At 60.9% G+C, this 20,496-nt stretch carries 17 protein-coding genes and 1 pseudogene; 8 read left to right on the top strand and 10 right to left on the bottom strand.

Going from position 1 to position 20,496, the window contains the following annotated elements:
• The first annotated feature begins 40 nt into the window (after window positions 1-40).
• On the top strand, window positions 41-610 hold the full coding sequence (efp, locus tag BM045_RS09510) for an elongation factor P (RefSeq protein ID WP_092182547.1): 570 nt from the start codon (window positions 41-43) through the stop codon (window positions 608-610).
• Between the two features lie 147 nt (window positions 611-757).
• Here efp and BM045_RS09515 read toward each other — a convergent pair whose 3' ends face one another.
• The 5 genes from BM045_RS09515 to motA form a co-directional block, all read right to left on the bottom strand.
• On the bottom strand, window positions 758-979 hold the full coding sequence (locus tag BM045_RS09515) for a DUF2934 domain-containing protein (protein ID WP_092182548.1): 222 nt from the start codon (window positions 977-979) through the stop codon (window positions 758-760).
• A gap of 27 nt (window positions 980-1,006) precedes the next feature.
• A complete protein-coding gene (locus BM045_RS09520) occupies window positions 1,007-1,498 on the bottom strand; it encodes a YciE/YciF ferroxidase family protein (protein WP_092183189.1) in 492 nt (163 codons plus the stop codon).
• A gap of 95 nt (window positions 1,499-1,593) precedes the next feature.
• Window positions 1,594-2,562: an acetylxylan esterase gene (locus BM045_RS09525; protein WP_092183191.1), complete on the bottom strand. Its 969-nt coding sequence runs from the start codon at window positions 2,560-2,562 to the stop codon at window positions 1,594-1,596.
• A gap of 104 nt (window positions 2,563-2,666) precedes the next feature.
• Window positions 2,667-3,587, bottom strand: coding sequence for a flagellar motor protein MotB (locus tag BM045_RS09530; protein WP_092182550.1), 921 nt, complete (start codon window positions 3,585-3,587; stop codon window positions 2,667-2,669).
• 17 nt (window positions 3,588-3,604) lie between these two features.
• Complete coding sequence (motA, locus tag BM045_RS09535; protein ID WP_092182552.1) at window positions 3,605-4,468, bottom strand: flagellar motor stator protein MotA; 864 nt, start codon at window positions 4,466-4,468, stop codon at window positions 3,605-3,607.
• A gap of 294 nt (window positions 4,469-4,762) precedes the next feature.
• On the opposite strand from motA, the gene BM045_RS09540 reads away from it, so the two are divergent.
• Window positions 4,763-6,145 carry an MFS transporter gene (locus BM045_RS09540; RefSeq protein WP_092182554.1) on the top strand — a complete coding sequence of 461 codons (1,383 nt, stop codon included), beginning with the start codon at window positions 4,763-4,765 and terminating at the stop codon, window positions 6,143-6,145.
• A 383-nt stretch (window positions 6,146-6,528) separates the two neighbouring features.
• Here the strand turns inward: BM045_RS09540 and BM045_RS09545 are convergent, their stop codons facing one another.
• The 4 genes from BM045_RS09545 to BM045_RS09560 form a co-directional block, all read right to left on the bottom strand.
• On the bottom strand, window positions 6,529-7,038 hold the full coding sequence (locus tag BM045_RS09545) for an SRPBCC family protein (RefSeq protein WP_092182556.1): 510 nt from the start codon (window positions 7,036-7,038) through the stop codon (window positions 6,529-6,531).
• A 505-nt stretch (window positions 7,039-7,543) separates the two neighbouring features.
• Window positions 7,544-7,786: a hypothetical protein gene (locus BM045_RS09550; protein WP_092182558.1), complete on the bottom strand. Its 243-nt coding sequence runs from the start codon at window positions 7,784-7,786 to the stop codon at window positions 7,544-7,546.
• A 47-nt stretch (window positions 7,787-7,833) separates the two neighbouring features.
• A complete protein-coding gene (locus BM045_RS09555; protein WP_092182560.1) occupies window positions 7,834-8,313 on the bottom strand; it encodes a chemotaxis protein CheW in 480 nt (159 codons plus the stop codon).
• Window positions 8,313-10,328 (bottom strand): methyl-accepting chemotaxis protein, encoded by a 2,016-nt coding sequence (locus tag BM045_RS09560; protein ID WP_170848451.1) that lies wholly within the window; start codon window positions 10,326-10,328, stop codon window positions 8,313-8,315. The genes BM045_RS09555 and BM045_RS09560 overlap by 1 nt, the downstream gene beginning before the upstream one ends.
• A gap of 330 nt (window positions 10,329-10,658) precedes the next feature.
• On the opposite strand from BM045_RS09560, the gene BM045_RS09565 reads away from it, so the two are divergent.
• The 5 genes and pseudogenes from BM045_RS09565 to BM045_RS09585 all read left to right on the top strand — a co-directional run.
• Entirely contained in the window at window positions 10,659-11,864 is a 1,206-nt protein-coding gene (locus tag BM045_RS09565; protein WP_092182562.1) for an ROK family transcriptional regulator, read from the top strand.
• Window positions 11,865-11,997: 133 nt separating this feature from the next.
• Complete coding sequence (locus BM045_RS09570; RefSeq protein ID WP_170848452.1) at window positions 11,998-13,029, top strand: HD domain-containing phosphohydrolase; 1,032 nt, start codon at window positions 11,998-12,000, stop codon at window positions 13,027-13,029.
• A gap of 18 nt (window positions 13,030-13,047) precedes the next feature.
• Window positions 13,048-13,548 carry a putative pterin-binding protein gene (locus tag BM045_RS09575; protein WP_092182566.1) on the top strand — a complete coding sequence of 167 codons (501 nt, stop codon included), beginning with the start codon at window positions 13,048-13,050 and terminating at the stop codon, window positions 13,546-13,548.
• A gap of 2 nt (window positions 13,549-13,550) precedes the next feature.
• Window positions 13,551-15,626: a hybrid sensor histidine kinase/response regulator gene (locus tag BM045_RS09580; protein ID WP_092182568.1), complete on the top strand. Its 2,076-nt coding sequence runs from the start codon at window positions 13,551-13,553 to the stop codon at window positions 15,624-15,626.
• A gap of 367 nt (window positions 15,627-15,993) precedes the next feature.
• Window positions 15,994-16,509: pseudogene (locus BM045_RS09585) on the top strand (dihydrofolate reductase family protein); the annotation flags it as partial.
• Window positions 16,510-17,239: 730 nt separating this feature from the next.
• Here the strand turns inward: BM045_RS09585 and BM045_RS09590 are convergent.
• Window positions 17,240-18,172: a manganese catalase family protein gene (locus BM045_RS09590; protein ID WP_092182571.1), complete on the bottom strand. Its 933-nt coding sequence runs from the start codon at window positions 18,170-18,172 to the stop codon at window positions 17,240-17,242.
• Between the two features lie 385 nt (window positions 18,173-18,557).
• Between BM045_RS09590 and BM045_RS09595 the strand changes: the two genes are divergently transcribed.
• Window positions 18,558-20,480 carry a methyl-accepting chemotaxis protein gene (locus tag BM045_RS09595; protein ID WP_092182573.1) on the top strand — a complete coding sequence of 641 codons (1,923 nt, stop codon included), beginning with the start codon at window positions 18,558-18,560 and terminating at the stop codon, window positions 20,478-20,480.
• Window positions 20,481-20,496 lie beyond the last annotated feature (16 nt).

The following is a 20,496-nucleotide window of genomic DNA, read 5'->3' on the forward strand; positions in this document are numbered from 1 at the left end:
TGCCTCTACGACGCGCCAAGAAGTTGAACAAGGAAGAATAATGGTCAAGGTCATCGCCTCTTCGCTGCGCAAGGGCAACGTCGTCGAACAGGACGGCGCTCTGCACGTCGTGCTCACCGCCGAAAACGTCCACCCCGGCAAGGGCAATTCCATCACCAACGTCAACATGCGTCGCATTTCGGACGGCGTGAAGGTGGTTGGCCGCTGGCGCACCGTCGAAATGGTCGAAAAGGCCGATGTCGACGATCGCGAATATGACTATCTCTATTCCGATGGCGAAGGGCACCACTTCATGGAGCCCGCCACCTATGAGCAGATCACCGTCTCCGAAGACGTCATCGGCGACCAGAAGGCCTATCTGGTCGATGGCATGAAGGTGCATCTCAAGACCTTCGAGGGCACGGCCCTCTCCATGGAACTGCCGCAGCGCCTGAGCTTCGAGATTGTCGAGACCGAGCCGGTCGTCAAGGGCCAGACGGCCTCGTCCTCCTACAAGCCGGCCGTGCTCAACAATGGTCTCAAGGTCATGGTCCCGCCCCATATCGGCGTCGGCACCCGCATCGTCATCCTGACGGACGACAATTCCTATGTTGAGCGTGCGAAGGACTGAAGTCCGGCGCCGCGCTGCGGCGTAAAAACCCTCCGGTGGAGGGTTTTTAGGACTTCAGGCCCGGAGAGCTATGCTCGGAGGGCCCAGGCGTTTCGCCGGCGCGATCCTACCTTAACCAAACTAGAACGGGCCCTTGCGGGCCCGTTTTCATTTATCCTCGATCTCGCCAGCCGCGTCGCGCCAATGCTTGTCGGCGCTGTCGATCGGCGTGCCTTCGGACAGCCATTTGTCATAGGCCAGTTCGCGCAGCAGGCTTTCCTTGGCCCTCAGCCAGTATTCGAAAGCGCGACCTTCCGGACAGCCATCATGCTCCCAGAGGAAATAGGCCGTTTGCCGAATGCGTTCGGCGACTTCAGAATTCTTCCGCATTTAGCTACCGCACGAAACAGCACCGCGTTAGGCGGCCTTCTGGTTCACATTAGCTGCAGCGACCTGGCTGAGCTTCTTGTCGGTCGCCACTTCTTCCTGCAGCGTCGCATCGAGCAGGGCCACGGCTTCCTTCATGCCCAGCTGGGTTGCCCAGGATTTGAGCGTGCCATAACGGGCGATCTCGTAATGTTCTACGGCCTGGCCGGCAGCCACGAGGCCCGCGTCCAGGGCGGCAGTGCCCTTGTAGTCTTCGATGATCGACTTGCCTTCCTCGATAATGCCGAGGATGGCGTCGCAGGTCTTGCCGCGCGCCGGCTTGCCGAGCAGTTCAAAGATCTGCTCGAGGCGTTCGACATGGCCCTGAGTTTCTTCCAGATGCTGTTCGAAACCGGCCTTGAGCTCGGGGGAGACGGCCGCTTTGGCCATCTTGGGCAGGGTCTTCACGATCTGACGTTCGGCGTAATAAATGTCCTTGAGCGTATCGAGGAACAGGTCGTCCAGGGTCTTTTCGGCAGCCATGGTCATTCTCCAACAGTGGGTGTGACGATGGCCTGAGAACGGCTCCCCCTGATCAAGGTTCCGGTGCGATTAACTTTCCAGCGACCACGATTCACCTATGTGAATCTCTGTCCCAGCCACAGCATTTGCGCCCGATCCTGAAAGGCCTGGCCGCCCTCGTGGTTATTATACTCATACTCCTCAATTCTTTTGTCGACTCCGGCATAGGCATTGAAGGCGCCATAGACCGTCGAGGACGGGCAGATGTCATCCATCAGCGCCACCGAGAACAGCGCCGCCGCCTTTGACTGCCGGGCAAAATTGACGCCGTCGAAGTAGTTGAGCGTCTCGAACACGGCTTCCTTCTTATCGCGATGTTGGGCGAGGAAGCGGACAATCTCGCCGTAGGGATCACGTCCTGCCTTGGCCAGGGCGCGGCGATAATCGCAGAGGAAGGGCACGTCGGGCATCACGGCTTTGACGCGCGGATCCACGCCCGCCACGGCCAGGGAAATCCCACCGCCCTGGCTGCCACCACAGACGGCGATGCGCTCGGCATCGACAAAATCCTGCGCCAGCATGGCATCGATGGCGCGCACCGCATCGGTAAAGACGCGGCGATAGTAGTAGTCGTTCTTGTCGAGGATGCCCTTGGTCATCATGCCGGGGATGGAGGGCGTCGTGCCGACAGGATCGGGCGTGCCGCCGGTTGACCAGCTGCTACCCTGCCCGCGCGTGTCCATGCGGAAATAGGCATAGCCCGAGGCCGCCCAATGCAATTGCTCATGCGGAAAGCCGCGTCCGCCGCCATAGCCGAGATATTGCACCAAGAGCGGCAGCTTGCCGGTCCGGTTGGCCGGCAGTACCAGCCAGCCCTTGATCGGATGGCCGCCAAAGCCCGGAAAGGTGACGTCGAAGACTTCCACCGCCTTGAGCGTCGTCTCCGCCGGCACGATGCTGATGTCGCCACCAATGGCTCGCGCCTCGGCAATCGTCGCCTCCCAGAAGGAAGCGAAATCGGCGGGCATCTCGACATTGCTCTGATAGGCGCCCAGTTCGGGCTGGGTCAGATCGGGAAACGGCACGGCATTCTCCTCGTTTGCGCCGAGCATGCACTGCCGGTGGCTGCCATACCAGATGGACTATCCAGCCACGCACAAAAAAGCCCCGCTCACGCGGGGCTCTGCATTTATGGCTTGAGGTCGGACGGAACCGGCGGGGTTTCATAGAGCAGCGTAATCTCGATCCGCTCATTGGCCGCCATATAGGGGTCATTAGGAAAGAAGGGTTCGGCCGAGGAGCGGCCGATGACGGAGTCGATCTTGTCGTCCTTGAGGCCGAATTCGCCCATGATCTGGCGCACGGTATTGGCGCGATCGGCCGACAGTTCCCACGAGCCGTAACGCGGATTGGCATAAACGCCACCGGCGGCGGTATGGCCTTCGATGCGGACCGGATTGGACAGCTTCTGCAGGATCGGCGCGATAGCGGCGATGGCCTGGCGGGTGGCCTCGTTGGGGTATTTCGACCCCTCAGGGAACATCGGGCTGCCTTCCTGGTCGATGATGCGGATGTTGAGACCTTCCTCGGTCTGCTCGACAAGGAGGTTGTCCGAAATACTCGTGATATCGGGCAGTGCCTGCCAGGCCTGCTTGATGCTGGCGGCGGCGCTGTGGAAGCCTTGGTCGTCCTTGGCCTTGAGGTCATAGGAGGAGGCCTTGGCGGCATCGAACTGATTGCCGCTCTTCTGCTCGCTGCCGGTCATGGCACCTTCATTGGTGCCGAATTCGACGCCCTTGGGCGTGACCGAAGCGTCGGTTCGCTCCTGCGGCGTCGAACCCGCCATCAGCGAGCCGTCGTCGTCGAGCGCCGTGCCGCCCAGCGCGCCGCCGGAACCCGAGGTGGTCGGAGCGATATTGGGTGGGGCGAAATAGGTGGCGAGACCCTCCTTCTGCTCGGGCGTCGTCATCGAGATCAGCCAGAGCAGCAGGAAGAAGGCCATCATGGCGGTCACGAAGTCGGCGTAAGCGATCTTCCAGGCGCCGCCATGGTGGGCGTGCTTGTTCTTCTTGACCTTCTTGATGATGATCGGCTGGTCGTAATTGGCCATTCTGGCCTCCCGGTATTCTAGGTCGCCGCAGTCAGGTTGGCCGTCGCTTCATCGACTTCGGCAAAGGTCGGACGATCTTCCGAGAGCAATGCCTTGCGGGCGAACTCGATGGCCATCACCGGCACCTGGCCGGAGATATGGGCCAGCATGCCGACCTTGAGCGAAAGGAAATACTTGGACTCGGCCTCGTAGATATTTTTCAGCGACTGAGCGAAGGGGGCAAAGAAGCCATAGGCCACGAACACGCCGAAGAAGGTACCAACCAGAGCGCCACCGATCATGTGACCGAGCACTTCGGGCGGCTCACTGATGGCGCCCATGGTATGGATAACGCCCAGAACGGCGGCCACAATGCCCAGAGCCGGCGTACCGTCGGCCAGCGCCTGCACGGCACCAACGATGCGCTCCTGCTCCTGGTGATGGGTTTCCAGCTCTTCGTCCATCAACGCTTCCATCTCATGGACGTTGTTGGAGCCCAGCGTCACCATGCGCAGGTAATCGCAGACGAATTCCACGGCGTGATGATTGGCGGCAAACTTGGGGAAGCGGTTGAACAGCGCCGAGTCATGCGGATTTTCGATATGCTGCTCGAGCGCCAGAATGCCCTTGGACTGCACCAGCTTATAGAGCGTGAACTGCATGCCGAGCAGCTCGACATAGGACGCCTTGTTGTATTTCGGGCCCTTGAGCAGCGTGCCGAACGCGCCCAGCGTGCCCTTGATGATCGGGCCGGTATTGCCGATCACGAAGGCGCCGATGGCGGCGCCCAGAATGATGACGAATTCGAAGGGCTGCCACAGCACTTCCATATGCCCGCCAACGCCCAGATAGCCGCCGACGACGCAGGCAATAACGATGACGATGCCGATAATAAGACGCATTAGACCTGAAACCCACTATGAGGACGACATCGCTTGCAGGTCCGCATTATGGGTTGGTTTACCTTAACAGCCGGTTAGCCACAGGAGGGCGCTACCGGCACCATGGCCGACAGGTGTGCGGCCAATGCTAATGGCAATACAGACAGTTAAATCGAATTGCGTGGTACGGGCCGTTGACCACATGCCATGCTGGTCCTATTGCAGACCCAAGAACGCCGCTCCCGGCCTGTGCCGGTCCAGCCCCGTTTTTATGATCTCCTCCCGGCGCCAGCCGCCACAACCCGCTGACTGTTCATGACTTTGCAGGATGGCCTGCCCAATCCGCAACGGCTGCTGGCCTTTGCCACCGTAGCGATCGTGCTGTTCCTGGCGGTGTTGGACGAGGCGGTGGTCAACGTGGCCCTGCCCCTGATGGCGGCCGATCTCAACGCTGCTCCGGGCGACGCCCTCTGGATCATCAACGCCTATCGGCTCGCCGTGGTCATGGTGCTATTGCCGGTGGCCGCGCTGGGCGACAGCCTGGGCTATCGGCGGGTCTACCTCGGCGGCATCGCGCTCTTCACCGCAGCCTCGCTGATCTGTGCCCTCGCGCCATCCCTCGAAATTCTCGTGGCCGCGCGGGTTTTGCAGGGGATCGGCGCCGCTGGGATCATGGGCATCAATATTGCCCTAGTGCGCTTCATCTTCCCGCAAGCCATGCTCGGCCGGGCGGTCGGCAATGTAGCCGTGGTGGTTGCCGTATCATCGGCCGCCGGGCCTTCGCTGGCTGGCGTTATCCTCTCCATCGCGCCCTGGCCAGCGCTGTTCCTCGTCAACCTGCCCATCGGCGTCGTGGCCATCATCGTTGGTTTGAAGACGCTGCCAGTGACGCAGGGCTCTGGCCGGCGCATCGACATCAGAAGTGCGCTATTTGCCGCCGCGACTTTTGCCCTGTTGATCATTGGCGTGAACACCCTGGCCGATGGCGGCGGGCTGGTGTGGGGACTGGCGCTGATCGCACTCGCCATTGCCCTGGGTGCGCTGTTTGCCCGCAGCCAGCTGAAACTGGCCGTGCCCATGCTGCCGGTCGATCTGCTGCAAAAGCCGGTCTTCGCCCTGTCGGCCACCACATCCATGCTGGCCTTTGCCGCTTACGCGCTGGCGCTAGCCAGCCTGCCCTTCTACCTGCATGACGTGTTGTCGCTCAGCCCGGCCGAGACCGGCCTGCTGATGACACCCCTGCCCATCGCCACCGCCATTGCCGCCACCATTTCCGGCCGATTGGCCGATCGGCTGCCGCCCGGCAAGCTGGCAGCCGTCGGCCTGACGATCTTTGCGCTAGGACTTGCCCTGCTGGCCTTTTTGCCGGTCGATGCGACACATCCGGACATTATCTGGCGCATGGCACTGACCGGCTTTGGTTTCGGGATTTTTCAGGCACCCAATAACAAGGTCATGATCGGCAGTGCACCACGGGCCCGCAGCGGCGGCGCCGGAGCCATTCAGTCGACGGCGCGGCTGCTCGGTCAATCGATCGGCGTCGCCCTCCTGGCGATCGTGCTCGGCACGGGCATTAACGGCGCCTTCTCGATTGGCCTGGGCATCGCCGCAGGCCTCGCCGTCGCCGGCATCCTGCCAAGCGCGCTGCGAACCTTTCAGCCTGCTGAAACGCCAGCAACGCCAGTGTCTAGCGACTAAGTCCCTTGCTCTGTGCGGCGGGCCGCTCCGACGAAGTCCTCCTTGCCTTGGCCGGCGACACCATTGTCTAAGCGGAGCCTTACAGGCTCGAAAGGTCGACAACCCTGTTCTCGCGTGCGCTGATGACGACAGCGTCTAGCACCGCCAGTACGGCAACAGCGTCCTCTGCGCTAACCGGGGGCGCCCGCCGGTTTGGACTGCTTGCGCAAAGGCTTCGTAATAGCCGTGCAGCGCGTGGTTGCTGCGCGACAGGCCTATGACCAAGCCGCCGGAACCTGACCTCGAGTGGCAGGGCTGGGCTCCGACGATCTCGGAGACGGGTCATAATGGGTAAATCTTGGGGGCAGACAGACCAGCGCGGCACTGCCCCGGGATAGCGCAGCCTAACGGGTGAGCTTAACCTGCTCGGCGATACGATCATCCCAGACGCTCAGCGACTGGGTGAGGAATTCGCTGCCAGCCTCCGGCGTCGGACCGGCAGACCAGGCTGCATCGTCGATGGACTCGTCATTGCGCAGCACAGTCCCGCTGCCGCTGGAGGTGAGTTCCCAGACGTGTACAGCTCCGCCAGACCCATTCCAGACCAGCAGTTTGTCCGTCTCGACCGCAACGAGACGCGATTCCACATATTGCCCCTGCGGTTCCCAAAGCAACATGGTGCCGGGCTGCATCGGCCCATCCAGGCGGGCCGAGGCAAATTCGGGCATGTAGCTGGTCCAGCTGTCGATGTCAGCCAGCACGGACCACACGGCAGCGAGTGCTGCATCGATATAGATTTCACTGTGCGCAACAATCGGCGCCTGCTTGTTGATTTCAATCCGCGGAGATTCTTGGGCGATTGCGGCCGGAACCAGCAGGCTAAGCAGGGCAGCGGCGATGAGGGTCTTGGGCATGTCGTGGTCTCCTGTGAGGTTGCACACGAAAGCTAGGGGCTGGCGAACAGATAAGCGATTGACAGGTTTCCAACACTCGCATGCAATAAAGTTGCAGGGGCAAGGGGAACCGCTGTCTTGCTCTGGAATACGCCGAAGGCCTCAGCCAACTGCTCCATTACCGCGCGCACATGCGGGGCCATTGGCTGGGTTTTTCCTGCGTCACCAACCAGTCATGGAGTACATCGAGGGCGTGGTCGGGCAGCACCCGGACAAGCCTGGCATCAATGTAGTGGGTATCTCATGGTATGATCCCGCAGCTGCAGGAAGGCCTGCCTAGAATGCCGGCAGGCAGGTTGGCGATCGATAGCAAGATTCGGCGTGCGACCTGGCCAAGATCGACACGCTTGTTGGCGGACCAGCTATCGGCTCAAGGTCCTTGGTGGTGCAGCAGAGGAGAAAAAAGTGGCATTTTGCGCGTGCCGGAGGCCTTTGCGATGCGGCCGTTGCCCCTAGACTTCGCCGATCAATGGATGACGGGCAACACTTCGTCTTCGATACCGCGCTGTCGGGACAGCAGCTCTTCGGCGCAGGCGCCTAGCCACTCGAGATGGATGCAGAGAATTTCCCAGCGCTCATCCTCATGGCCTCCAACAGCAGGCATGCTTTCCAGGCTTTTGACCGTGTCCTGCATTTGCAGAAGTTGATCCTTCAAGTCGACGAGTGCACGATCCAGAGGCGATTGGTTTTGAGGGTATCTGCCGGTCATCTGGCTTCTCCAATTGACGATGCGGTTCTATCTGAGGGAATGCGCGACTAATCGTTCGGGAAGATGGCGCGCAGGTTCAGTATGGCGATCAGCCCATCGTCGCTCCTGAACATGCCGCTCACCATGGAATAGCCACGGTCGCCTCCCGACGGCACCGGCCGAAGGTCTTCCGGCTGCGGGAAGATGATGTCGGATACGCTGTCGACGAGCAGACCAACATCGATGCGATCCAGCGACACCACGAGGACGACCTGGCCTGATCCGGTGTCGCGACCATAGCCGCCGAGCACCACAGCCAGGTCATAGACCTGCACCACCGAACCGCGGATATCGAGCACGCCCTTGGCTCCGTGTGGCTGTCCGGGCAGTTCGGTCGTCGGAGTCCAGGATCGGATCTCGCGCACCGACATGATGTCGATGCCGAAAGCCCGCTCGCCGCAGTTGAAGGTGACGAACTGATCCAGCGTCTTGGCCTCGACCGGCGCCGATGCTGTCATCCGGCCGTCGTGGAGTGCGGTTGACGCCATCAGAATTCGCTCCAGTCCGACTTGATCGCCGCGTTGCCGTTGCTGAGGTAGGACTTGGCAGCCTTGGTGACCCGGGCCTGCAAGGCCCTGACGCCATGCCGTTCCGGCTGCGCAGCCTGGCGCTGGACAGGGGCGGCAGTGTCGAGCACGAAGACCTCAACGATGCGGTCAAGGTCGTTGGCCTGACCTTCGGTCTGCTCGATGGCGGCATTGGTCTGCTCGACCAGCGCCGCGTTGTGCTGGGTCATTTCGTCCATCTGACGGATCGCGGTAGTTACCTCGGCAATCGAGCTCGACTGTTCCTGGCTTGCCGATGAAATTTCGCGGATCAGGGTTGCGCTTTCGCGCACGCCATCCAGCATCGAGCTGAGCTTGATGGTTGCCTCGGCCACCAGCTTGCTGCCGCCCGCCACCTCGTCGGCCGATTGTTCGATCAACAGCTTGACCTCGGAAGATGCACTGGCGGCCGATTGTGCCAGGCGCCGGACCTCGACGGCGACCACGGCAAAGCCCTTGCCGGCGTCCCCGGCGCGGGCCGCCTCGACAGAGGCATTGAGTGCCAGCAGGTTGGTCTGGAAGGCAATATCGTCGATCAGGCCGATGATGTTGGAAATCTTGGCAGACGAGGTGGAGATGCGCTCCATCGCCTCGTTGGACTTGCGCATGACATCGCCGGTTTCTTCTGCCGTATGGGACACTGCGCTCGCCTTGGAACTGGCAGAGCCGGCCCGCTTGGCGTTGTCGACCACGGTGGCAGCAAGCTGCTCCATGGCTGCCGAGGTTTCCTCGATGGCAGCAGCCTGCTTGGTCGTCCGCTCGGCCAGATCATTGGCGCCGGCCAGGATTTCCCCGGTTGCAGACTTCAGGGCGCCGGAGGTGGTGCGCAACTGCCCGACGATTTCGCTGAGCTTGTCGGCCATGGCGTTGGTGTCATGCTGCAGGCCGGCAAAGGCGCCGTGATAGGTGCCTTCCATCCGCTGCGTCAGGTCGGCATTGGCGAGGGCTCCAAGCACCCGGCCGGCCTCGCTGAGGGCGCCATTGGTCGCCTCGAGCATGGCGTTGAAATTGAGCGAGATGCGGTCGATATCTGCATCATTGAACTTGGCGTCGATCCGGCGGGTGAAGTCACCGGCAGCAGTGGCGTCGATGACGCCGTCGAAGGCCTGCTGGAAGGATTCCATCATCCTGGCGCGGGCATTGGTCATGACCAGGCGTGCGTCCTTGTCCGCTTCCGCCGTGCGAACAGCGTGGGCGTTGGTCTGGAACACCTGCAGTGCCCGAGCCATTTGCCCCAGTTCGTGCGTCGGTTCGGTACCGGCGATTTCGAGATCGATGTCGCCGCCGGCCAGGGCCTGCATTGTGGCTGTCATGCGGCTGATGACGCCCGACAACCAGCGTCCGGTAACATAGGCGGCCGCCAGGCCCAGCAAGACGCCAAGCCCGCTGATCGACAGCACCAGCATAACCTGAAATTGCGCCGCCTTGGCTGCCTCGGGCCCGACTATGTTCTGAACCTCTTCAGCGCGGTCGGCCATGCCGTTGTAGATTTCGTACATCTGTGGACCAAGAGCCCGCAGCTCGTCAGTGCGCGCTGCCACGGAAACTGCGTCACCCGCATTGCGAGCCGCAACCAGTTCCTCGAAGCCAGCCAGGTAGCTATTGGCCAGTTCCGTCACCTGGGCAATTGCCTCCAGGTCATCGGAATTGTCGGAGAACACAGCCAGGCCGTCGGCATCGGTGCTGGCTACGTCCTTGATCCATTCGACCACGTTGGCTTCCTCTTCAGCGCTCGGGTCGACGAGATAGTTGAGAAATGCAATGCGCGTGCTGGACACATCGGCCAGGTAATCGTGGATTTCCGAGGTTTCCCGCGCCGCCGTGCGAAAGGTGTCGAACAGCCCGGCCGTCGTCTGGACGCCGGCATAGCCTATCGCTCCCACGAGGCCGAGCAGGACCACCAAGGTCCCAAATGCGCCATAGATGCGAGCGGCAAGGCTCAGATTCGACAATTTCATTTTTATCTCCAGAAGCGGTCCGAAACTCACCACCAGCAGGTCAATGCTCCTGGCCACGGCGGTGCAAAGCTATTCCCACCCATTTTATTCCATCTAGGAATTAAAGGGCCGTTAATGGCCATGATGGCATTGCGAACTTCGGCAAAATGACCAAATCCGCACCACATCACAATTTTATTGAAGAGCTTGATTTATAATCACTATTCGGCATTATCACTGATGAAATCGGGCCAGCTTTCAATTACGTCGTCCAGGGCTACGTGATCCGGGTGGGGCTGGCGCTGCTGAGCTCTTTATTTCCACCATAGAATATGGATTTGCGAGATTACCGTGTCACAGGACGACTTCTTTGAATCCGGCTTCAAGCGCATGGCGTCCGCCGGGCTGCGGGAAAACAACGCCCGTGCTGTCCTGATGGCCGTGGCGTTGACGCCGGGCGCCCCAGGCGCCCAGCTGGCCCGCATTACCGGCCTCGGTCCGCAATCGGTTTCCCGTATCCTGGTCGAGCTTGAGGAAGCGGGTCTGGTGCTGCGCGGCGAGGTGGTGCGCGGCCAGCGCGGCAAGCCAGCCACACCGATCCATATCGATCCCAACGGCGCCTACTGCATTGGTTGCGAGATTGGCTGGCGGCACCTCAACGTCGTCCTGCTCGACCTCGGCGGGGCGGTGTTGGGTGAGCATCGCCGCGACTACCCCTATCCCGACTCCGCCACCATTTTTGAGGAAATTGCCTCGATAACGCGGCTGCTGACGCAGCTCATTGCCGTCGACCGGCGCTCCAACATGCTCGGCATGGGGGTCGCCGTGCCATCGGGCATTGCCCGCAATGTGCAATTGGTTGGCGCCCCGTCCCAGGTCGCCGATATCTGGAAGACAATCGATGTCGCGGCGCGCGTTGCAACAGCCACCGGACTGGAAGTCTTTCCCTATAACGACGGAAATGCCGGATGCTGGGCGGAGTTAATCGCCCATCCAGCGCCACGGCCGCAGAATTTCGCCTATCTTTTTGTCGGTACCTTTGTCGGCGCCGGCATCGTCGCTGAAGGCCAGCTGTGGCAGGGACCGACCGGCAATTCGGCAAATCTGGGCTCGATGCTGGTGACGGATGAGCATGGCGAGCAACAGTTCGTGCACCTCATCGCTTCCTTCACCGCCCTGGAACGACGCCTGAAAGAGGCCGGCATGGTCCTGCCCAGCGGCGACCCCACCCTTTGGGACTGGACATCACTGGAACCGGTCGCCGGCCAGTGGCTTGAGGCGTCGGCCAAGGCGCTGGCAAAGGTCATCGCCAACAGTGCCTCGGCCTCCGAACTCAACGTCGCCATCGTTGACGGGGCCATGCCGCGGGCCATCGTGGCGCAACTCGTGGAGCGCGTACGCTTCTACATCAGGGAGCTCCCCACGCTGACCAACGACACGCCCGATATCGAAACGGGGCGCCTGGGCAGTAGAGCGGCGGCGTATGGCGCGGCGATGAAGCCGATCTATTCCCGGCTGTTCTCTCGCAACTTCAATGACGTAATGCGCGGCCTCTAGCGCCTGGAATCAGCTGGTAAGACGTCATTAAGTCCAATCCCACTCGGCGCGATACATCCTGCAAGATCTGCCCTATTTGTTCCACCAAGGTACTAATTGGTATGGGTGGTCGGGGATTTCTGATATGCGCATAATGATCGTTGAAGATAATTCCACTCTACTTGCCCTGATGCTGAAGTTCCTCGGCAAGATGGAGGGAGTTGACGTCGAGGGACTGATCGACCCGGTCGAAGCGCTGCAAAGCGTCTCGCAACAGACCGATCTCATCCTGGTCGATTACATGATGCCCGGGATGCACGGCATCGCTTTCATCAAGGCCATTCGGGCAAATCCGCTGCTGAGCAGCATCCCCATCATCATGATCACGGTCGACTGCGACCAGGCTGTTCGCCTCGAGGCCATAGAAGCAGGCGCCACGGACTTCCTGACCAAGCCGGTAAGCCCGGTCGAGCTTCGGGCCCGCGCCGGCAACCTGCTGGCCCTGCGGCAGGCACAGAACAGCTTGATCGAACGCGCAAGATCGCTCGAGCTCGATATTGCCGCAGCGACCAGCAACCTGCTGGAGCGCGAAGAGGAAGTGCTTGGGCGTCTGGCCCGGGCCATCGAGTACCGCGATTCCGACACCGGAGATCACGTTGGCCGCGTCGGCGCGATCGCCCGCATTATCGGCGAGGAACTGGGCCTCGATCCCGTAGCACTGCGCAATCTCCGGCTGGCAGCGCCGTTGCATGACGTTGGCAAGATCGGTGTGCCGGACGCGATCCTCAACAAGCCGGGGCGTCTTGATGACGAGGAAATGGCTCTGGTACGCCGCCATGTCGATGTCGGTGCCGCCATCCTGAAGGACAGCAAGACGGACATGGTGCAAATGGCCTGCGAGATTGCAGCCAACCACCATGAAAAATGGGATGGCACCGGCTATCCGAGGGGTCTGCGGGGCGTCGCGATTCCGCTTTCGGCCCGCATCACCGCAATCGCCGATGTCTTCGACGCGCTATGCAGCGATCGGCCTTACAAGCGGGCCTGGTCGCCGCAGGACGCCTACGACGAAATCATCCGCGGGGCTGGCGGGCATTTCGACCCCCTCTGCGTCAGTGCCTTTGCGCGCGGACAGGAGCGGATCCTGGACGTGATGCAGCATCGTGACGTCGACCTGGCAGCCTAGGTCAGCAAGGACAGCCATATGCTCAAGTTCGCCTTCACTGCAATTGCACTGTGCCTTCTGGTTCCCGGCGTTGAGGCCGGACAGCTGGCCAAGCCCACGGGTCAGGTCATCCTCGCCGTGTCCGGGACAATCACCAATTTCAACGCCGACGGTGTGGCCGAATTCGACCTTGCCATGCTCGATGCGCTGCAGCAGCGCACCACCGTCACCGAGACGCCCTGGTACGATGGCCAGCAGAGCTTCAGCGGCCCGGTCATTTCAGACCTGCTGGCGATGCTGGGGAGCACGGGGGACAGCGTCACGGTCACGGCGCTCAATGAGTATTCCTCCATGATCCCGATGAGCGATGTGCAGGACAATCCGGTGATCCTGGCGACACGCCGGAACGGCGACGTCATGTCGGTCCGGGACAAGGGCCCGCTGTTTGTGATCTACCCCTTCGATCTGGACCCCGGCCTCTACAACGAGGTCTATTTCGGGCGCTCCGTCTGGCAAGTTAAATCCGTGCAGGTGGAATAGTCGTGCGGCGCACGACCATCAAAACCAGAAGGCTCGTATCAGGGCGCATCGGACTGGGGATCATCGGGCTGACCGTCGCATCCGTGGTCCTGGTCATCTCCATCGTTTCCATCTTCGCCGGATTGGTGGAGCGACAGAACAGTGCGGCCCAAAGTGTTCGGGAAGATGCCATCTGGGCCGCGTACCAGGCCGACCGGGAAGCCTCACGGTTGGTGGAAGCGATCTATTCGAGAGACACGACCAAGGTTTTGCTGGGGTTCGACCTGCTCTATAGCCGCATCGACCTGATCGGTTCGGGCAAATATTCCATCACCTTTGGAGAGCACTCGGACGTCAGTGGCCCAGCACATCAGGTCGTCGCGACATCGCGGGCACTGCTCTCCTCTATCGAACAACTCGAACGGTCGCCCGGCGCCTTCGAAGTCGTGTCCGACGCGCTGTTGGCGGCAGCTCACCGGGTCAGAATGGCCACCAACGACCTGGTCGTCGCCGCCAATGCCGCGGTCAACGCCGCGCGGGTGGAGGAGCGCAGCCAGTCGGAGCGCACCTATTGGCAGCTCGGCTATGCGGTCCTGCTGCTGGCTGCAGCGCTGACCCTGATGGTTTTTCTCCTGGCGCTGCAACTCATGCACATCTCCCGTACAGGCCGGGAGCTGGCTCTGCTCAGCGAACGCAGCAGCCGCGTTGCCGAGAAGGCGGAAGCAGCCAACCGCGCCAAATCGACCTTCCTGGCGACGATGAGCCACGAGATCCGGACACCGCTCAACGGCATAATCGGCATGACCGAACTGCTCGCTGACAGCGAGTTGACGCCTTGGCAGCGTCACAACCTTTCCATCATCCGCAAGTCCGGCGACGCCCTGCTGGACGTGATCAGCGATGTGCTCGACTATTCCAAGCTGGAAGCTGGTGCCATGCAGATCGAACGGGCAGCTTATGATCTGTACGACCTCAATGAGGCGGTGACCGATCTGCTGGGGCCGCGCGCCAAACTGGCGGGTTTGAGCCTTGCCATCGCGCTGCCGGCAAACCGCGTGACCGTCGATGCCGGACGACTGCGCCAGGTTCTCTTCAACCTGGTCTCCAATGCCATAAAATTCACGCCCTCGGGGCGGATCAGCGTCTCGGGATCGCTTGCCGGCAACCGCCTGCGGATCGAGGTCGCCGATACCGGGGTCGGCATTTCACAGAACGCCCAGGCGGTGCTGTTTCGCGACTTCACGCAAGTCGACAGTTCCAATACGCGGGTCCATGGTGGCACTGGCCTTGGCCTTGCCATCTGCAAGCGCCTGGTGGAAGCCATGGGGGGACAGATCGGCGTCACCAGCGTCGAACGCTGCGGCAGCACCTTCTGGTTCGAAGTGCCGGCCGACCCGATCGAAGACAGCAGGACGTCGGCAACGGGTTCCGAGCCGAGCACAGCATCGACGCAGCTCAGGGGCCGGGTGCTGCTGGTCGAGGACAATTCCGTCAACCAGCAGGTGGCGGGCGGGCTGCTTCGACGCCTGGGCCTGACGGTTGAAATCGCCGAGAATGGCCAGATCGGCGTCGATATGGCCCTGGCCGAGCCACCTGATCTGGTGATGATGGACATGCAGATGCCCGTCATGGACGGCATCGATGCCACGCGATTGCTGCGCAGCAAGGGCTTCTCGAAGCCGATCGTCGGGCTCACCGCCAATGCCTTCCTGAGCGATCGCGACAGCTGTCTCAGCGCCGGCATGGATGCCTTCCTGACCAAGCCCATCTCGATGGACAAGCTGATTGCCGCGCTGTCGCCGTTGCTGCCATCTGTCGACGAGCAGGACTGGCACGCCGAAGTGGTGACGGCCTTCCCCACCGTGGACCGCGCCTATCAGGACATGCTGATCGCCGAGCTTGGCCGCGACACCTTCCAGGGCGTGATGGACAAGTTCATGGCCGACGCCCCGAGCATGCTGGCCCAGGCCGAGCGCGCCCTGGCGGAAGGGGACATCGCCAGGCACAATGCCTTACGCCACACGCTCAAGGGCGCTGCCTTGGCGGTGGGGCTCACAGGATTTGCCGCCCAGTATGGTGGAGCGCCGACTGTTTGGTGAAGCAGGCTTGAACATAGCCTTCCTTAAAGCTGTCGATTGCCAAGTCGTCGCGTGTTGGTCATGAAGGCGATTTAACTGCGTTGATCTCGGAGGCAGCTAAGCAACCCGTTGTTCTCAGTCGCCACAAGCCACAAAACCGTCGAGAATGACTTACGCCGTCGTCGGCTCCGTGCCGCATATTGTGGAAGGAGCCAAATCATGAAGCTAAGCCTAACCATGTTCCTGCCTCGATGGTGTCTATCAAGCGCCAGGAGACAGAAATGAGGATCGAGAAGGTGGCTTTGCCCTAGGCGGCTGGAACGTACCCTTTGTCGACGAAGACATGATGTCGATACTATTCCCTCGAATCGCTTAAGCAGACGCCTTCCTCTTTGGCCGCAAGACCTACGATATCTTTGCGGGTTATTGGCCACACGTGACGGATCCGAACAATTTGGTCGCATCGCAGTTTAACGAACTCCCGAAGTACGTCGCAACTCGGAAGGCGCTGCCTTCGAGCTGGACGGGAACGCAAGCGTTAAAAGGAGATGCAGTCGATGCCGTTCGCCGCATCAAGAGCCAGTCAGATGGCGAACTACAGATGCACGGTTGCGGCGATTTTGCTGCACAATTATTGAAACATGACCTATTCGACGAACTGTGTCTCATGTTTCATCCCGTTGTGCTGGGTGCCGGAAAACAATTCTTCAAACGCACTGATCTTGGAACCAGTTTTCAGCTCTTAGATTTGACTGTAACCAAAGCAGGGATAATAATCGCCCGCTACAAGCCTGCGGGAGATCTCAAAACTTGTGACTTTGGTATTGAAGAAATTGAAAAGCGGAACGTTGAATCGTTCGCGGAATCCCTTCTTGATATTGCTTCGAGAGTTCGCAAGTCTTAACGCTACCCAAAATTTCCTTTCAATATTTGGACGCCGTGGTGGAGGTCATAGACCTCCGCCACCATTTGATAATGCGTTCTTACAGCTCACAGCTGCGCGTAATCCAATGATTGGCTTATTGTGCGCTGCTGGTCGTCCGCCCTCTTTAGCGACAAAGCTAGTTGCGGGCGCCAATCTTTTATCAACCGAAGGACCGAAGCACGCCGACTGAACTTGGCCAACTGAATATGCTGCAGAATGCGGTGGTCTCCGAGCATGGCAGCTTTTGGAAAATGGCACTGGCTAGCGAACGACAAGAATGGGGTCGCCAGCTGCCTGGCAGCATCGGGGTGAGATGCGGACGGTCTCCTTCAGAAAAGCACCTCAAAATGGAGACGATCGGCGATCATTCGACCGTTGGTGGAACGAGATCGCCTAATGCCATTGCAGACAATCAGGTGCCCGTTCATTAGTGTGAAGATCGTACATGTCGGTTCGAAGTGAAGCTGGTTGCGTCGTCACCCATTTGAAGACGTCGTTCGACACCACGGTCTTTGGTGACTTGAGAACCTTACCCAGATCACCGAATACGCTGGGCTTCCGATATTTGGAGTCTGATCGCGCAGGCCTTTGAGGATCCTTTGTCTAGGGGTTGATTGTCACTTCCACCTCGGAGGCATCCGGCCTAGGTTTCGATGCACTCAAGGCCGGATACCATTTCCGTGACTATCGGTTGAAATGGTCCACGCGACTATCGCGAAGCTTTGTAGAGCTTGGATGCGATTTCGTAGAATTCTTCCGGAGCGTAATCTGGCGTGAAAGCCGCGGGCACGCCCTGCAATTGCTGCATCTTGCCACCGTCCGGAATGCCTTCGACAACCTCCAGTGGGCCGGGGGGATCGCCCGGCAATGCCACTTCGTCATTGGACCAGATGCCAGAGATTTCCTTGTAGTCGTCCTGACTCCACGTGTAGAGGCGGCGGTGCGAGCCCTCGTCGAGATACTTCTGGCTTTCAGGAATCTTCGAAAGATTGATGTTGGGCGTTGGCAGCATCTTCTTGATATCGACGCCCGTCAGTTTTTCCAGCGCCAGTGCATAGGAATGGGCGTGCACCGAGCCGCGAACCAAGAGGTATCCACACACTTCCCGGCCAGTGGCATTATCGGAACTCAGGCTTTCATAAACCCGCAGCTTGTGCAGGCGAGCCCCGCATTCGAGATGGAAGTTGTGGAGCAGGTCGAAGATGACATTGCCGGTCGTGGTGATGAAGTCATTGTTCCATGACACCCCATTGGCATTGACCGGCGTAGCGCCGCCGCCATTGGCAAAGAATGCGGACGCCAACCTAATGTCTTCCATGGCTTCGAACGGTGACTTCGAAATGTCGCCGCCATCACCCCGATCGCCCTTGGGTTTTTCCGGCCCGCTGTTGATCATAGCGACACCATTGCTCACCAGCTCGACATGGGCAAGTTCTTCGGCAGTGATGGAAGCGACCAGGGAGTAGAACGGACGAAGCTTGTCCTTGCTGCGGAAATTGAAGCTCTGGAACATATAGTTCCCGAGCGTAGACATTTCCCCATATTTTCCTCCCAGCAGTTCCTGAAGCGCAGCGGCTCCATTGGGATCCTGCCGTTTAGGAGGCGGCAATTCAGTTATCAGTCTGTCGACGCGCATGAACATTGCTCGGCACTCCTTGTGTTGGCCAAGCGCGCCCAACGGCTGCAAGTTCGGTTCGTTCCTGCCGTGTACAGCCCTTAAGCCTTAATTTCGCTGCCCGGCGCCAAATAAGGCTGCCGACATAACTTTAGTTAATCCGCATGCGTTGCGCGCGAAGAGTTACGGCCTCAAGCTTTCGCAGGGGTGGCCAGAAAAGAACCCAAGACCGGCTGTTCGATCAAATGTGCATTGGCGGACATGTGGCGCTGCATTTGGCGAATGCGCTACGCAGGCTTGCGCTGACAAGCACGGACATTCTTTGGCCAATCGGGCCGGTCGCTATATTCCGCTGGCTTGCGGGATGATATGTCCGTGCCCAAAGCGTCATCAGGATCGGACGGAACAGCGCATGGCACTCGTTAAGACGACCGCTCTGGCCAATCGCAAGAGTGGTCATGTTGCTCCATCGGCTTCGCCGGCCCCGAAGGATCCAAGGGCGTCAGCCAAGGCGCGCATGCCGGTATCCCGCGAGCAGGCTGCAGAACGGGTGGCTGCCGCCACAATGGAACTGGCCAGCGGCCTGGCTGAATCCTCGGCAGCCGCCGAAGAACTGCGGCGGACGCTTGAGCAGATCGCCAGTGGTGCCGAGGAGGCGGCAGGCGCTGCTCATGAGTCACTGGCGACGGTTGGCGAGTTGTCACGGCAGTTTGCCAGCGCCCGTACCGACGCAGAGGCCTCGCGCCGACAGGCGGAAATCCTGCAGGCGGCCGTCGTCGAATCCGCGACCACGATCGAAGGCTCGCTATTGGCCATCGAAAGCAATGCCTCGCGACAGCTGGCCGCGGTCGACCTGATCCAGCGGCTGCAAAGCCAAGCCGGCAGTATCGGCGACACGACACTGGTCGTTGCCGATGTGTCGGACCAGACCAACCTGCTGGCGCTCAACGCAGCTATCGAAGCGGCGCGGGCGGGCGACAAGGGAGCCGGGTTTGCCGTAGTGGCCGACGAGGTGCGGGCGCTGGCCGAAAGCGCGGAGCGCAGCGCTCGCGACGTCAAGCAGCTCTCCCAATCGATCGGGGATGGGGTGGCCGAAGTCGCCTCGCGTATCGCGGCAGCCGCACAGTCGGCCCGGGCACAGACTAATGTCGGCCAAGCCATCGCCGCAGATCTGGCGACGATCCGGGGCGATCTGCTCAACCTGCTGGATGGCAGCACCGCTATCCTCACCGCGGCCGTTGAGGCCGACCTTGCGGCGCGGGAAGCGCAGAAGGGCGCTGAGAATGTCGCCACGGCGGCAGAGGAACAGGCGGCTGCAGCCGCCGAAGCCCAGCGCGCCGTACAGCAGCAGAGCGTAGCGCTGGAACAAAGCCAACAGGCCGCCCAGAGCCTTTCCCAGATTGCCGAGGGTCTCAATGGCAGCGACGACACGGAAAGCGGCCCCGCTGCCATGGGCGCTGCAGCCGAAGAGCTTTCGGCCACAGTGCAGGAACTGTCGAGCGCTGCAGCAGAAATCCTCATTGCGGTGGACCAGATCAGCCGCGGCGCCGAGGAACAGGCGGCAGCAACCCAGGAATCCAATGCCGCCATGGCCCAGATCGAGACTAGCGTGGGGCTCAGCGCGCAAAATGCCCAGGATGCGTTGCAGAGAGTGCAGGCGATCGCCGACCGCCTGTCAAGCAACCGCACCAGTGTTCTCGGCATCGGCAGCGAACTCGAGAACGGGCTCAATGACACCAGGGCTGCCATCGAGACCCTGTCGTCGCTTGACGAGGTGGCCCGCCGCATCGAGCGCGCCGTGGACCGCATCATCCTCGTCGGCGTGCAGACCAGTATGCTGGCCGTCAGCGGTTCGGTCGAAGCAGCCCGTGCGGGCAGCGAAGGGCGCGGCTTTGCCATCGTCTCCAGCGATATCCGCAAGCTGGCCGACGATGCATCCGAAACCATCGAGGGCGCAAAGGAAGGTGTGCGATCGATCCAGAGCACCATCGGCTCGGCGCGCCGCGATCTCGAAATGACAGTGCAGACCTCGGAAGCCGAACTGGCTCGCAACAGGGTGATCGTGGAACGGCTCGACCAGGTGCAGCGCGATTGCGAGACGATCAGCACCGGCAATGGCGCGATCATGGCGAGTACGGACGCCGTGCTGATTGCCGTGCGCGAAATCCTCGCCGGGACCGAACAGATTGCCACTGTGGCCCAGGAGGCCGGTGCTGCGGCCGGGCAGGCAGCCGCTTCGGCGCGCGAGCAGTCGAGTGCCGCCGAGGACCTGGCGGCAGCCATCGAGGAGATCGCCCTGCTATCTGATGAACTCCAGGCAACGAGCGGCGCGTGAGGAGCGGAGCGCCGGT

Origin of the sequence: Devosia sp. YR412, assembly GCF_900110945.1 — a bacterium.
GTDB lineage: Bacteria > Pseudomonadota > Alphaproteobacteria > Rhizobiales > Devosiaceae > Devosia.